Origin of the sequence: Calothrix sp. PCC 6303 (assembly GCF_000317435.1) — a bacterium.
In the GTDB taxonomy this organism is placed as follows: domain Bacteria; phylum Cyanobacteriota; class Cyanobacteriia; order Cyanobacteriales; family Nostocaceae; genus PCC-6303.
Window position 1 is genome coordinate 4,832,261 of record NC_019751.1, and the last position, 13,683, is coordinate 4,845,943.

The window sequence follows — 13,683 nt, forward strand, 5'->3', positions numbered from 1 at the left end:
GGATAATGTCAAGGTTGAGAAAAAAGCAGAAAAGTCTGCCGAAAATATCATCTCACGATCAATTAACCCTTGCGAAGGGGAGGTTAGGAAAGGGTTTTCAAAATTGGCATTACTACTTTCTACCGTTAAATATCTCCTTAGGTTTTTGCTTTGTAGCTGCTGCAATTGCCCAGCAACCAACTGTCACCCCAATAGCAATTCCCAATATTAAGGTGGTAGTAAATAGTAACCAAGATGGGGAGGTGCAAGCTGATAACCAGTTAACTCTCAGGGAAGCTGTTGAACTTGTAAATGGGACTCTCAAACCGGAACAACTCAGCCCAGCAGAACAAGCACAGATACAGCCACAAACGGTTTCCGGTTCACAGATTGAGTTTAATTTGCCCAGTGGTGCAACTGTAATTCAACTGCAAAAGCAGCTACCAGATTTAATCAGTCCCGGTTTAACCATCGACGGTACAACTCAACCAGGATATGACGGAACAAAATCTGCCACTGCGGAGATTCCGATTCCGGTACCAGTGGTGACAATTACCACCGATAAAGATGTGTTGCGGGGGTTGACGGTAACGGCTGATAACATCACAATTCGCGGTTTGAATATCTACGGTTTCAATCCTGAACCCATCAAACAACAGTTGGGTAATTTATTGATTTACGATAGTAATCCTAAACCTGTAACCCTAACTACTCCTCCCGGTGATATTGTGATTGCCCACCGTTTTCCACCACCGGATGTGAGTAAACAGCAACCACCAAATGGGAATTTTCCTTTTGGCAAAAAAGATGTACCACCGAAAAATATCACCATTGAAAATAACTGGCTGGGATTAACGGTGGATGAGAAGATGCCGGAAAAAACCTCGGCATTTGGGGTGTATGTATTTAATTCCCAAGGGGCAACAATTCGCCGCAACCGAATTTCCTATAATGATGGAAGTGCAATTATTACTTCTGTTCGTAGTGAAAACACTATAGTTACAGAAAACATAATTGTGGGAAATGGCTTGGCGGGGATGCCGGATGCCTTGAGATTTGAAGGTGTAATAACTAAATCCCAAGTTACAGGCAATTTAATCTGTGCTAATGATGGCGCAGGTGTGTATTTATTTAAACCAGATGGGGATTTGCTGCTACAAAATAACAAAATTACCTACAACGGTAGGCGGTTGCGAAGGGCAGCAGTGTACTTGATGGGTAGTAACCATCAGGTATTGGGGAATGAAATTGATAATCAAGCGGGACCTGGTGTGGTGGTTTCGGCTTTCCCCCGTAACGATGTGGGGAAAAGTAATGTTGGTGCCAATAATGTCATCCGTGATAACAAATTTGCATCCTTGGAAGGTTTGAGTATCGACTTGAATACACAGCGTAATTTGGGCGTGAGTGACTTTCAGCGGGGTGATGGTGCCAATCCGAAACGAAATTCGCAAAATCGGCGACTGGATACGGGAAATGGGGCTGTGAATGCTCCAGAATTTACAACTAGGGCATTTGCGCCTAGTGGTAGCACTGTAACAATTGAAGGGAAAGCCGATCCCGGTGCCGAAGTGACAATTTACCGCTTGAGTGACTATCAACGAGGAAAATCAGCTATTTATGACATTGGTTATGGGGCATTAAATCAACCAATAGTGACGGTAAACACGGATAAATCAGGTAACTTTAGTACCCAAATTAATAATATCAAAGTCGGGGATGCCGTGAGCGCGATCGCTACTGACCCCAAATATGGAACTTCTGAGCCAGCAATTGCGGCTGTAATTGGCGAGAAAGGCACAATAACAAGCCTTTCAGCTACAGTACCATCTATTCCCATCAAACCTCCCGAATGTACCTCGAAACCACCAGAGATTCCACCACCAGAGATTCCACCACCAGAAGTTCCACCAGAGGTTCCGCCACCACCAATTACTTTACGGGTTCCCAAGAATATCCACTTTGCTTTGGATAAATCATTTGTGAGTCCCGCCAGTGCCAAGGTTTTAGATCAAATTGCCGAGGTTCTCCAACAATATCCATTTATTGTCATCGAAATTCAAGGTCATACTGACCCCCGTGCTAGTGATGCTTATAATTTGGCACTCGGTAGAAGACGGGCTTTAGCCACCAGAAATTATCTACTACGTAAAGGTGTAAAACCAGAGCGGATGACGATTCGCTCCTTTGGAGAATCGCAGTTGAAGGTGCCTAATAGTACAGATATTGTTGACTACGCCCGCAATCGCCGTGCGGAAATTGTCTTTAAGGATATCCGAGGTGTGGAAATCATCATCGAGGAACAGGAAGGCGATTTACAAATTGAACAACGTCGTGGGGGTAGGAGATAGGAAGGAATAAAGCTTGTTTGAGAGATATTTCAAGTCAAGCTTTTCCTTTGTATTAAGTAAGAAATAAACGCAGAGAAGCGCAGAGTAAAGCGCGAAGTTACGCAGAGTTCGTTACCAAGTGGATGTGTGGTTCATTATTTGGGTACTTATATGAAATTATTATTTAGATACTTACAAAATTTACCGACTAAATCTTTAAAATCTGGGTTGATGGTGCTGATGTTTGCGGCTCCACAGGTTGCTGGAATTGGTTTCAATCAAGAAAATAAAGTTTTAGCCCAAACTCAACTAAGTTGCCCAGCGGGAACTATCCCAGCTACCTTTAATTGGACTCCTAGCAACAATCTCGCCGATTTTCTGCGGCAAAGTTTGAATGCTGAAGGTGTGGGGGTTAGGTTTGAATTTACTGAGAGTACTTCGGGAGTAATTGATACTGAGGAGTCTCGAATTCTCAATAGTGTTTATGGTGGTTTACCTGCACCAAATCTATTTTTTAATATTGGTCCCCAGAAAACTCCTGCCCCTGGTGGTGCTACTCTTAATATTACTTTCTCCCAACCTGTGACTTTGGCTTCTCCCCTGATTCTGATGGATATTGACCGCAATGGGGAACGTGATTTGGGTTTTATTTACCAAGATCGTGTAACTGTGACTGCTTTTAATAATGGTTCACCTGTGAGTGTAAATACTCGAACTTTGGGTTCACCTTCAACAGTTAGACTTACGGGGAATTTGGCAGAAGGTATTAACGAAAACTCGTTTCCCGATCGCAGCGATGGTAATATCGAAGTTGTTCCCTCTGGAGCAGTTAGCCAAATTCGCATCCTTTACGAACCAGGTCAAGAATATGGTACTCCAACTCAGGATGAAAGTATTGGGGTTGCCAAAATTACTATTTGTGCTCCTGCTGGTTCCATTGGGGATACTGTCTATAATGATACCAATAGTAATAGCACCCAAGATAACGCAGAAGTCGGAATTGGCAATGTACCCGTGACATTGGTGGGTGCAGGTTCTGATGGGCAGTTTGGGACAGGTGATGATTTTACCCGAACAACTACCACCGACAGTAATGGTAAATATAGCTTCACAGAATTACCTGGTGGGAACTATCGAGTTACAGTAAATACTCCACCTTCCGGCTTTACACCAACCCAAGTCCCCAATAACCCCGTCACCCTCACACCTGGACAGAAAATAGACACCGTTGATTTTGGATTTAATCAAAGACAGGTTGGTTCTATTGGGGATTTTGTATTTAGCGATCGCAATCGCAATGGAGTTGCTGATAATGGGGAAGTAGGTATTCCCAATGTGACTTTAATTTTACGAAATTCCAGTAACCAGGAAATCGCCAGAACCACAACTAATAGCAATGGTATTTATGGTTTTCCTGGGATTCCCTTGGGTGAATATACTGTAGAAGCAATTAGACCAGGTAATAATTTCAATCCCACGACTAGGACAACACTCCCAGCTAATTTGACTCAAAATAACCCCAACACTGATACTATCGACTTTGGTTTTCAATCTACTGGAGTTGGGGCTGAAGATTCACCAAATATTCGCCTCCTCAAACGAATTACTGGCGCTTCGAGAAATGGTCAGACAGTAACAGGTGTTAATTTTAATACTTTTACCTCTGATCCTAATAGCAACAATGATGATTCCCTCAATGATGCTCAAAGACAATTAATTAGAGGTGTTCCTAATCTAAGCACACCTCTAACTAGCGGTGACGAAGCTGAATACACTATTTACTTTATTACCGAAGGCGGCGAAAACCTGCAAAATATCCGATTCTGCGATTTGATTCCCCAAGGAACGACTTTTACCAACAATAGTCTCACTGTAAACGGTGCAGGCAACGGTGGTGACAATGGTAGGTATCTCAGTCCCCTAACTCCGGTTGATAACTTTAGCAATATTTGCCCTGCGAACAACACTAACGGTGCAGTCTTAGTGAATTTGGGAGTGCTTCCCGGTGGAAACGTGGGTTTTGTGCGTTTTCGCGTCACAATTAATTAATATGAGTCAAAATGTATCAGGGACAAAAGCTAGCTACTAACCACTAAAAGCCATTTTGTCATTGAAAAATCACCGAGGTTAGATATGACTACACAATTACCGATTGAAATAGAAATTACTCCAATAGAGTTGAAGTTTCATCCTGTTATTAGCATCAACGATGACCAATTATTTGACTTTTGTCAGCTAAATCGAGATTGTCGGATTGAACGTAAAGCTAATGGAGAGATCATCATTATGTCCCCCACAGGTTCGGAAACTGATCAACGTAATTTTGATCTAATTGTGCAATTGGGTATCTGGACAAAGCAGGATGGTACAGGTGTGGGATTTGGTTCCAGTGGAGGCTTTACGCTACCATCAGGTGCGGTACGTTCACCTGATGCTGCTTGGATCAAAAAAACAAATTGGGAAGCAATTCCCCTAGAAAAACGTCAAAAATTTGCTCCAATTTGTCCGGAATTTGTGATTGAATTACGGTCAGCGTCAGACAGTTTGAAGGTGTTAAAAAATAAGATGGAGGAGTATATCGAAAATGGTACCCTCTTAGGCTGGTTAATTGATCGAGTTCAGCGCAAAGTTTATGTTTATCGTCCTCATACAGTTGTGGAAGAATTAGAAAATCCCACAACCTTAAGCGGAGAAGATATTTTACCTGGTTTTGCCTTGGACTTAAATCCAATTTGGTAGGTATTTCGAGATACACCCTCATATCAAAACAGAACAACCAAAAATCAGTCGCTCAAGATGGAGAGCGATCGCGTATGATAATCATGGCTTTTATTTGTTAGCTTTGTATCAATAACTGTTAGATATGCAAAATACTAAATTCATCGCTTCATTACTAGCTAGCGCTGTAATTTTGCCTTTATTCACCATTGGAGGCGAGAATACTGCTACAGCACAACGTCCAGTTTCACTTTTAAGGGCAAAATGCGTTAACAGCGGACTTGGTAGCGCTCGTGAAGAAGATATGAATGTCTCTATCGGTAGAGGAGTATATAGTAGTAGATTTTACCTTGGTCCTGGCTATCGTTCCGCCGCCATTACCTGTAAAATTCAACCAGATAATAATCAACCCATTTTCCAAACTCTCAACCTCGGATTTGGAATGCGTGACAACGATAATCGGAGTGCCAGTGTGAATGTAGTGATCTATGTAGATGGGAAACAAGTAGAAACACGCACTATTTCCCCATCAAAACAAGCTGATGTCACAATCGATGTCACAAATGCCGCCAATGTTGCCATCGAAGCCAATTGTAGCAGCGAGAAGGAATACTGCGATCGCGTTTACTTCTACAACGCATCCCTTCAACGTCCAGCTAAACAGCAACCAGCACCCGCCGAGAAGAAGTAAAGCAAGGGGGAGGGAGAGAGGTAGAATTTTGATAGTTGCAATCAGACTGTTTTTTTATACAGGAAACAAAGAATTTTCGACACACTTCTTTTCCCCCTGCCCCTTGTCCCCCCGCTCCGCTGCCTCTTCCCTAAGCTGCTTCCCGCAACTGTGGCTTCTCCATGACTTCTGTAATATTCAAGCTCAACTGATCAAATTGTGGCATAGATGCTTCTTCTAATACCTTAATCTCAATATTTACACTTACCAAATAACTACCCCCATTCGTGCCAATCGCTTCTGCTACCATTTTGGCGATATCTGGGCGTTTCGCGGTGAGGGGGTCACGCAATATGCATCTATCCCATTCATGCTTGGCAGTGGGATTTAAACTGAGAATATAGTGCTTCATCATGGAACTAACCCTCCTATTACCAGGCTTTCTAGAGGCTAATATTATTATAGTACAGATGTACTGAATTGCCAACTAATTAACCATAAATCAGAGAAATTTTAGAAAGCCTTAATTTTGGTTTTATTCAGCTATTTGGTATCAAAATTATCAAGTATATAAACTAGCAATAAATACGGATCAATTATTAAGCTTTCATGAAGCTATTACAGCCTTAACAACCTGCAAACCTAAAGTTACCGCAAACAAAACACTAACGCATTGACAGGGAAGTCATCAAAAGTCAAGCTAGTTGACAGTGCCACCAAGCTAACATCAACAAGTTTTGTTAATATAGGCAGTGGTAGCATAAGCTATGTAGAGTACGTAAATATTTATTTGTTTACTTATTTACGTAACACTTTGACCTTACTAAGGAAGTATATTAATGACTGCAACATCTCCCCGATTAAAGCACGAGGTTAAAGACCTCGCCCTAGCTCCCTTGGGAAGACAGCGTATTGAATGGGCTGGACGCGAAATGCCAGTGCTCAAACAAATACGCGATCGCTTTGAAAAAGAAAAGCCCTTTGCTGGTATCCGTATTTCTGCTTGCTGTCACGTTACAACCGAAACCGCCCATTTAGCGATCGCGCTCAAGGCTGGTGGTGCAGATGCAATTTTGATTGCGAGTAATCCCCTTTCCACCCAAGATGACGTAGCTGCAAGTTTAGTAGTAGATTACGGAATTCCCGTATTCGCCATCAAAGGTGAAGACGAAGCCACCTACAGCCGTCACGTCCAAGTCGCCCTAGATCACCGTCCTAACATCATCATTGACGACGGTTGCGACGTAGTAGCAACATTAATTCAACAACGTCCCCATCAAATCGCTGACCTGATTGGTACCACCGAAGAAACCACCACAGGTATTGTGCGCTTACAAGCGATGTTAAAAGATGGTGTGTTGACATTCCCCGCAATGAACGTCAACGACGCAGACACAAAGCATTTCTTCGATAACCGTTACGGTACCGGACAATCCACCCTCGACGGCATTATTCGTGCCACCAACGTCCTCCTCGCTGGTAAAACAGTAGTGGTAGCAGGTTACGGTTGGTGCGGTAAAGGTACAGCAATGCGTGCATCCGGTATGGGTGCAAGCGTCATCGTCACCGAAATCGACCCCGTGAAGGGAATCGAAGCAGTCATGGATGGCTTCCGCGTCATGCCAATGGCACAAGCAGCAGCACTTGGAGACATATTCATCACCGTTACAGGTAACAAGCACGTTATCCGTAGCGAACACTTCGACGTGATGAAAGATGGAGCAATGGTTTGTAACTCTGGTCACTTCGACATTGAGATTGACCTCAAGTCACTTGCTAGCAAAGCATCAGAAGTTAAAGACGTTCGTCCTTTCACCCAAGAGTATAAACTCAAGAGTGGTAAATCCGTAGTTGTACTAGGTGAAGGTCGTTTGATCAACCTATCTGCGGCAGAGGGACACCCCAGCGCAGTTATGGATATGAGCTTTGCTAACCAAGCGATGGGTGCAGAGTTCCTAGTTAAGAACAAAGGTAAATTAGCTGCTGGGATTCACTCGATTCCTGCGGATGTAGATAAGGAAATTGCACGTTTGAAGTTGCAAGCAATGGGTATTACTGTTGATACCTTGACTCAAGATCAAATCGATTACAGCAATTCCTGGACTTCGGGAACTTAATTCTTTGAAAGTTAGTAATTAAGGGTTTTTAAAAACTTTTAGCTGCTAAATAAATAGTTGAATTTTATAGCTTTGAGGATGAGTGCGATCGCGCTCATCCTTTTTTATAGGTTAGTTGAAGCGTAACCCAACATATAACTTCCAGTATCTTAATTCTATCTTCCACCTAAAAGCTTCGGTATTCTCTTAAAAACTCCAGATAAAATTGGTATTTTACTGAAGAGAGGAAAGGCTAGATTCTCTATTAGTATTTCTGGCATATTATTAATTACTACCTTATGAATAAATTCTACAAAGAAAGATTCTATTCCTTCCCACCAAGTAGGTTCTCTATTAGCAATAATCTTTCCTACTTCTTCTAGCTTATCATTAACTTCTTTCTTCATATTCTCGTAAACCGATCTGCCCTCTTCTGTAAGCTTCCCAAATTTATTCCAACTAATTACGTCACTTCCTATCTTTTCTGTAATTGAATCTATTTTAGAGTGATGCTCTGAATTGAATAATGTTTCTTTTGAGTAAACGTGAGTTTCAAAAAACCAAAATCCTCTTTTTTCGTTGATTTTTGACTCTAAGAATATAATTTCGCGAAATACTATATTAAATTTTTTTTGTAAAGCTATTGTTTGCTCAAGAGCGCTTTCCATAATTCATAAATCCTCTTTATTTCAATTATCTGCTTAAACCTTGTCTGAACGACTACCGTAATCATGCGGGTTTTCATGGCAATTTCTTGTAAGTTGGGTGGAGGCTTTGCAGTTTGAGAGTGCGAAGCTTGCGCGACGAAAGTCGTTCGCTGTTTTGGTTGTGTTGGTTTAGGAATGCGATTTAACTAGGGTTTGTTTAAAGATGCGATCGCGCTTTGGTAGGTGTCGGTTTGGGAGTGCGATTTTGTTAGGTTCGTTGGAGAATGCGATCGCCCTTTGTGATAAGGGTTGGTTTGGAAGTGCGATCGCTGTTTGTTAGGAGTTGCTTTGGGAGTGCGATTTTGTTAGGTTCGTTGGAGAATGCGATCGCCCTTTTTGTTGGGTTGGTTTGTGAATGCGATCGCGCCATACATTAATTAGGTTAAGATATTGGTAGGAATAATTTTACTACCAATGGTAAGAATATGAACGTCGAAAAGCTATCGATTTCTTTACCAGCATCCTTAGTTGGGTTTATTGAGAACTACAAGCTAGAAAAAGGTTGCAAATCTCGTTCTCAAGTAGTTGAGAAAGCATTAGAATTATTGCGAAACCAAGAGCTAGAAGGAGCGTATAGATTAGCTTCCCAGGAAGTTGACAGCGCTTGGGATGTGACTATTGTAGATGGATTAACAGATGAAACGTGGTGATATTTTCTATGCTAATCTAAGTCCTGCCATGGGTTCGGAAATGGATAAGCAACGTCCTGTGCTGATAGTAAGTAATAATGCCAATAATCGTGCTTCTACTACGATAACTATTTTACCGCTTACTTCTAATGTTACTCGCGTTTATCCGTTTGAGGTTTTGATTAACTCAGAAGATAGTGGCTTATCAAAAGTCTCTAAAGTACAAGCACAACAAATAAGAACTATTTCTAAAGAGCGAATCAAAAGTGAAGTTGTAGGTAGTTTAAGTGCAGAATTAATGATTGCGATTGATACTGCATTAAAATTACATTTAGGCTTAGATTAATTTCGATTGAGATTAGTGCGAAGCTTGCGCGACGAAAGTCTTTCGCTGTCTGGGTTAGGTTGCTTTGGGAATGCGATTTTGTTAGGGTTGGTTTGAGTATGCGAAGCTTGCGCGACGAAAGTCGTTCGCGCTTTGTAATGAGGGTTTGTTTGGGAATGCGATCGCTGTTTTAGTAGGTATCGGTTTGGAAATGCGATCGCGATTGAAACCTTATTTATTTTGCTTATTAACAACCTCTTGTACCACTTCGATATCTAGCTCAAGTGCTTGTGCTATTTGTTCTATCGTTAGACCTATTTTAAGCAGCCGGGGAATGTTTTCCATCTGTGTTTCTTCCTTAACTTCTTCTTTGAGTTCCTGTCTCGTTTCTTCCCTAACTTCTTGATAAAAACGGGTTTGTTTCCATTCACTTAACCCAAACATCGCTTCTAACTCCTGACGACTATAGGACGAAAACTTGTAAACCAACATCCTTTCTACCAATTCTAGAAGATTGCGACGGTTTCCTGCATCTACTTGTTTAACTTCTTCAATCAAACTTCTTGCTTGTTGTACCGCTTCATTTTCAGGTGCAACCACCAGCTTGATAATTCCCAAACCAATTGACGAACCAGAAACTTCAGCTAACTCATCTAAATAAATGATCCGAATATATCCAGCAGGAAATAAAGGTTGATATACCAGAGGAACACCAGGATCGAAGCTACGTTTTGCCCAAAGCACTACAACTTGACAGGTTCGATTTGGTTTATATTGATTTAAGTAAACAGCAGCCTCGGTAATTAATCGCCAATACAAATCCTCATCCGGCTGAAATTGTACCTCGACAAAATAAATTGGTTCTTCAAGAAAGTCAGATTTAGGTAAAAATACTCCATCAATACGTCGTGCTAATTCTTTGATTTCTACAGAGGAAAAATCGTAGCGTAACGCAAGAGTTGAAGGTTGTTCTAACAGTTCAAATAAAACACTGGGAAGATTTTGTAGAAGGGTATAGAAAATTGTGTCTGTTTTCATTGCTCAAAGACGCACCACTGTAAGCAGCATGTATTAGCTTACGATAAATGTATGCTTCATGGATTCTCTGTAATACTTCATGGGAGTTGTTATGCGTAGCTTGCGCGACGAAAGTCGTTCGCGCTTTGGTAAGTGTTGGTTTAGGAATGCGATCGCTTGCGCGGTTTAGCTAGGGTTGGTTTGGGAGTGCGATAGCGTTGGCGTAGCCTGTCCCCTTGGGACTTAGCGCTGTTTCTTGGATGCCCGAAGGGCTTTTGTCAGTTCGCTATTTTATTAGGTATAAGTTATATCCCCATCACTGCACGGTAATGACTTTCCAACTCCTTGGCAGTTTTCGATTTTCGCTGGCTTTGCCAGTGACTGCGTTGAAATAATTCCTGTCGTAAATTATCCACATCAATAGTTGTGACTTTCCCATCCGCAACAACTTGTTTTCCATCCACCCAAGCACTATTAACTATATTAGTTGGACGACCTAAAACCAATAACCCAATGGGGTCGGTGCGGGGTAACAATGATAAACTGGTCAAATCGTAAAGCACTAAATCAGCTTTTTTCCCTACATCTAAAGAACCGAGAACATCACCTATATTTAACCCAATTGCACCACCCAAAGCCGCCATTTTTACTGAATCACGGGGTGTAATCCAATGCTGGTAATCCAAGTCTGTGACATTATGCAAAATAGAACCAATTTTAATGGCTTCTAATAAATCTTGTGAATCATTACTAGATGCACCGTCACACCCAAAGGAAACATTTACCCCTGCTTGCCGATATTTGATAACTGGGGCAATGCCGCTACCCAAACGCAGGTTACTCAGAGGATTGTGAACCACGGTAGATTTGGTTTCTGCCAAAATTTCAATATCAGCATCATTTAAATGGACACAATGTGCTAGAGATGTACGGTAATCTAAATAACCAATTCGCTGTAAATGTTCAACTGCTGTACAACCGTATTTTTCTAATGCTAGTTTCTCCTGTGCTTTGGTTTCCAACAGGTGAGAATGTCGGCAAAGATTGTATTTATTGCTTAATTCTGCACAACCTTGAAATAAAGCATCGCTACACAGTTGAATTCCTGTAGGTGCAACTACAATATTTATCCCCGCATCTGAATTATGAAACTGTTTTACAGCATCTTCAATAATATCAAGAGTTTGTTGAGTAGAACGAAAATAGGGTTCATAGGTTTGTTGAGTATCCCCCGCTGGAATCCCTGCCGCAATTGACTCATCTTGAATTAGAGGGGCAATAAAAGCCCTAATTCCTACCTCTTTGTATGCACGTACAGCGGTAGCGATGGTTTCTAATTCTTTCCCAGGAATCAATACTAAGTGATCTACAACAGTAGTACCACCAGAAAGGAGAGTTTCTACTGCTGTCCCTAAAGCACTCAGATAGACTTCTTCGGTAGTTAGGGGGGCAAAATCATAAAGTTCTGCTAACCAGAGTTCTAGGGGAAACATGGACATAATACCCCGTTGCCACATTTCCGAGGAGTGGGTATGGGCATTTATAAAACCTGGGAGTAACAGCTTATTTTCACCATTGACTACAGTTTCAGGAGTTTCCAGTTGAGATGCGAAGCTTACGCTGATGTTTTTATCTACAATTTGAATATCCTGAGTTGTGTAATTGTCGTTTGTGGCAACTAATGCATTCTGGATGATAAAGTTCACGATGCTTAACCTTAAATTAAATAAGTACGTAGAGTATAAAACTATCGCCTAAAGTTAACTAAACCTTTTCTAGCTTGAGAACCTTAGTTTTCCACAAGAACCTCGAAATTGCTACTGTGCAAGAAGCCCCTTTGCGGCTACTTTACGTCGCAATGACGGCTTTAAGTCCTAAAAAACTTTGGGGTTTCATCATGGATGAGGTTTAACTCCTTTATTCTGCCGTAAATACAAGATCAATATTAATTAATGCATTCATTATGGATTTACCCTTAAAAAAACTAGGAATTGCCCCCAATGCTTGGACAGTGAATAGCGAAATTGCAGATATAACTCGTCCTCCTCTCAACCCACAACCCGTTATCTTAGCAACAGAAACCAAAACCTTACGCATCGATTTAGCAAAATCTGCCTTGTTAATCATCGATATGCAAAATGATTTTTGTCATCCAGATGGCTGGTTATCACACATTGGTGTTGATATTACACCAGCAAGACAACCAATAGCACCACTAAAACATCTGTTACCACTACTAAGGGAGGTAAATATCCCAATTATTTGGATAAACTGGGGGAATCGTCCTGATTTGCTAAATATCAGTGCCGCAGCAAGTCATGTTTACAACCCAACGGGGGAGGGAATTGGCTTAGGTGATGCTTTGCCTAAAAATGGCGCAAAGGTATTAATGAAAGATAGTTGGGCGGCAAATGTAGTTGATGAATTGGAACAATTGCCTGAAGATATATGTATTGATAAATACAGAATGAGTGGCTTTTGGGATACAGCTTTGGATAGTATTCTTAAAAACTTAGGACGTACAACTCTATTTTTTACAGGTGTTAATGCCGATCAATGTGTAATGACAAGTTTGCAAGATGCTCATTTTTTAGGCTATGACTGCATCTTACTCCAAGATTGCACCGCTACAACTTCACCTGAATATTGTTGGCAGGCAACTTTATATAACGTTAAGCAATGTTTTGGATTTGTCAGTGATTCTCAAGCGATGCTCAAAGCAATAGATAATATTTATTAAAATCCTAATAGGAGATCCAATGCAAATCAAAAGCTGTGTAATTCCTATTATCAAATCTCCGCAAGATTATCAAGTATTTCGCATTAGTCCAGATGATACTAATCGTCTGGCGATTGTATTTGATACAGCTAATGCTAATACGTCTTTAACTTGCTGTATTGAAATATTTGATGTTGGAGGAAAAACACCACCAAATCGTCATCAATGGGCAGTAGAAATGTTTTTTATCCTCAAGGGTGAAGGTGTTGCGCTTTGTGATGGTAAAAGTGTTGTCATTAAAGCTGGTGATAGCTTATTAGTACCACCAACAGGAACTCACATGATTCAAAATACTGGTTCTTCGCGTCTTTACACATTAACAGTTATGGTTCCTAATGAGGACTTTTCGGAGTTAATTAGGAGTGGAATTCCTGTCGAGTTAGATGCGGAAGATTTAGAGGTTTTAAATAGGGGTTTAATTGTCTAAATAGTT

The 13,683-nt window shown here is 41.1% G+C and carries 15 protein-coding genes; 11 read left to right on the plus strand and 4 right to left on the minus strand.

Features of this window, described 5'->3' with window-relative positions:
- The first annotated feature begins 5 nt into the window (after positions 1-5).
- From CAL6303_RS19670 to CAL6303_RS19685, 4 genes are all read left to right on the plus strand, one after another.
- Entirely contained in the window at positions 6-2,330 is a 2,325-nt protein-coding gene (locus CAL6303_RS19670; RefSeq protein ID WP_015199587.1) for an OmpA family protein, read from the plus strand.
- Between the two features lie 150 nt (positions 2,331-2,480).
- Complete coding sequence (locus CAL6303_RS19675) at positions 2,481-4,358, plus strand: SdrD B-like domain-containing protein (protein ID WP_015199588.1); 1,878 nt, start codon at positions 2,481-2,483, stop codon at positions 4,356-4,358.
- 84 nt (positions 4,359-4,442) lie between these two features.
- The gene (locus tag CAL6303_RS19680; RefSeq protein WP_015199589.1) at positions 4,443-5,048 is read left to right on the plus strand and encodes a Uma2 family endonuclease; all 606 of its coding nucleotides are present in this window, start codon (positions 4,443-4,445) and stop codon (positions 5,046-5,048) included.
- Positions 5,049-5,172: 124 nt separating this feature from the next.
- The gene (locus tag CAL6303_RS19685; RefSeq protein WP_015199590.1) at positions 5,173-5,718 is read left to right on the plus strand and encodes an NPCBM/NEW2 domain-containing protein; all 546 of its coding nucleotides are present in this window, start codon (positions 5,173-5,175) and stop codon (positions 5,716-5,718) included.
- A gap of 130 nt (positions 5,719-5,848) precedes the next feature.
- Here CAL6303_RS19685 and CAL6303_RS19690 read toward each other — a convergent pair whose 3' ends face one another.
- On the minus strand, positions 5,849-6,112 hold the full coding sequence (locus tag CAL6303_RS19690) for a hypothetical protein (protein WP_015199591.1): 264 nt from the start codon (positions 6,110-6,112) through the stop codon (positions 5,849-5,851).
- 424 nt (positions 6,113-6,536) lie between these two features.
- Between CAL6303_RS19690 and ahcY the strand changes: the two genes are divergently transcribed.
- Positions 6,537-7,814 (plus strand): adenosylhomocysteinase, encoded by a 1,278-nt coding sequence (gene ahcY / locus CAL6303_RS19695; protein WP_015199592.1) that lies wholly within the window; start codon positions 6,537-6,539, stop codon positions 7,812-7,814.
- A 155-nt stretch (positions 7,815-7,969) separates the two neighbouring features.
- Here ahcY and CAL6303_RS19700 read toward each other — a convergent pair whose 3' ends face one another.
- Entirely contained in the window at positions 7,970-8,461 is a 492-nt protein-coding gene (locus CAL6303_RS19700) for a hypothetical protein (RefSeq protein ID WP_015199593.1), read from the minus strand.
- A gap of 278 nt (positions 8,462-8,739) precedes the next feature.
- Between CAL6303_RS19700 and CAL6303_RS30445 the strand changes: the two genes are divergently transcribed.
- The 3 genes from CAL6303_RS30445 to CAL6303_RS19710 are packed head-to-tail and all read left to right on the plus strand — an operon-like array spanning position 8,740 to position 9,475.
- Positions 8,740-8,877 carry a hypothetical protein gene (locus CAL6303_RS30445; protein ID WP_158333168.1) on the plus strand — a complete coding sequence of 46 codons (138 nt, stop codon included), beginning with the start codon at positions 8,740-8,742 and terminating at the stop codon, positions 8,875-8,877.
- Between the two features lie 48 nt (positions 8,878-8,925).
- Positions 8,926-9,150 (plus strand): type II toxin-antitoxin system ParD family antitoxin, encoded by a 225-nt coding sequence (locus CAL6303_RS19705; RefSeq protein ID WP_015199594.1) that lies wholly within the window; start codon positions 8,926-8,928, stop codon positions 9,148-9,150.
- A complete protein-coding gene (locus CAL6303_RS19710; protein ID WP_015199595.1) occupies positions 9,137-9,475 on the plus strand; it encodes a type II toxin-antitoxin system PemK/MazF family toxin in 339 nt (112 codons plus the stop codon). Before CAL6303_RS19705 ends, CAL6303_RS19710 begins: the two co-directional genes overlap by 14 nt.
- Before the next feature lie 210 nt (positions 9,476-9,685).
- Here CAL6303_RS19710 and CAL6303_RS19715 read toward each other — a convergent pair whose 3' ends face one another.
- The gene (locus CAL6303_RS19715; RefSeq protein WP_015199596.1) at positions 9,686-10,492 is read right to left on the minus strand and encodes an Rpn family recombination-promoting nuclease/putative transposase; all 807 of its coding nucleotides are present in this window, start codon (positions 10,490-10,492) and stop codon (positions 9,686-9,688) included.
- 47 nt (positions 10,493-10,539) lie between these two features.
- Between CAL6303_RS19715 and CAL6303_RS31520 the strand changes: the two genes are divergently transcribed.
- Complete coding sequence (locus tag CAL6303_RS31520) at positions 10,540-10,665, plus strand: hypothetical protein (RefSeq protein WP_255348429.1); 126 nt, start codon at positions 10,540-10,542, stop codon at positions 10,663-10,665.
- Positions 10,666-10,776: 111 nt separating this feature from the next.
- Here the strand turns inward: CAL6303_RS31520 and CAL6303_RS19720 are convergent, their stop codons facing one another.
- Positions 10,777-12,177, minus strand: a complete 1,401-nt coding sequence (locus CAL6303_RS19720; RefSeq protein ID WP_015199597.1) for an amidohydrolase — start codon at positions 12,175-12,177, stop codon at positions 10,777-10,779.
- Positions 12,178-12,434: 257 nt separating this feature from the next.
- Between CAL6303_RS19720 and CAL6303_RS19725 the strand changes: the two genes are divergently transcribed.
- The gene (locus tag CAL6303_RS19725; protein ID WP_015199598.1) at positions 12,435-13,211 is read left to right on the plus strand and encodes a cysteine hydrolase family protein; all 777 of its coding nucleotides are present in this window, start codon (positions 12,435-12,437) and stop codon (positions 13,209-13,211) included.
- A 19-nt stretch (positions 13,212-13,230) separates the two neighbouring features.
- Complete coding sequence (locus tag CAL6303_RS19730; protein ID WP_015199599.1) at positions 13,231-13,677, plus strand: cupin domain-containing protein; 447 nt, start codon at positions 13,231-13,233, stop codon at positions 13,675-13,677.
- Positions 13,678-13,683 lie beyond the last annotated feature (6 nt).

Bases quoted from the DNA above. Each gene is read 5' to 3' on its own strand.
- CAL6303_RS19670 (WP_015199587.1), top strand. From the start codon at position 6: ATGTCAAGGTTGAGAAAAAAGCAGAAAAGTCTGCCGAAAATATCATCT.
- CAL6303_RS19675 (WP_015199588.1), top strand. From the start codon at position 2,481: ATGAAATTATTATTTAGATACTTACAAAATTTACCGACTAAATCTTTA.
- CAL6303_RS19680 (WP_015199589.1), top strand. From the start codon at position 4,443: ATGACTACACAATTACCGATTGAAATAGAAATTACTCCAATAGAGTTG.
- CAL6303_RS19685 (WP_015199590.1), top strand. From the start codon at position 5,173: ATGCAAAATACTAAATTCATCGCTTCATTACTAGCTAGCGCTGTAATT.
- CAL6303_RS19690 (WP_015199591.1), bottom strand. From the start codon at position 6,112: ATGATGAAGCACTATATTCTCAGTTTAAATCCCACTGCCAAGCATGAA.
- ahcY (WP_015199592.1), top strand. From the start codon at position 6,537: ATGACTGCAACATCTCCCCGATTAAAGCACGAGGTTAAAGACCTCGCC.
- CAL6303_RS19700 (WP_015199593.1), bottom strand. From the start codon at position 8,461: ATGGAAAGCGCTCTTGAGCAAACAATAGCTTTACAAAAAAAATTTAAT.
- CAL6303_RS19705 (WP_015199594.1), top strand. From the start codon at position 8,926: ATGAACGTCGAAAAGCTATCGATTTCTTTACCAGCATCCTTAGTTGGG.
- CAL6303_RS19710 (WP_015199595.1), top strand. From the start codon at position 9,137: ATGAAACGTGGTGATATTTTCTATGCTAATCTAAGTCCTGCCATGGGT.
- CAL6303_RS19715 (WP_015199596.1), bottom strand. From the start codon at position 10,492: ATGAAAACAGACACAATTTTCTATACCCTTCTACAAAATCTTCCCAGT.
- CAL6303_RS31520 (WP_255348429.1), top strand. From the start codon at position 10,540: ATGTATGCTTCATGGATTCTCTGTAATACTTCATGGGAGTTGTTATGC.
- CAL6303_RS19725 (WP_015199598.1), top strand. From the start codon at position 12,435: ATGGATTTACCCTTAAAAAAACTAGGAATTGCCCCCAATGCTTGGACA.
- CAL6303_RS19730 (WP_015199599.1), top strand. From the start codon at position 13,231: ATGCAAATCAAAAGCTGTGTAATTCCTATTATCAAATCTCCGCAAGAT.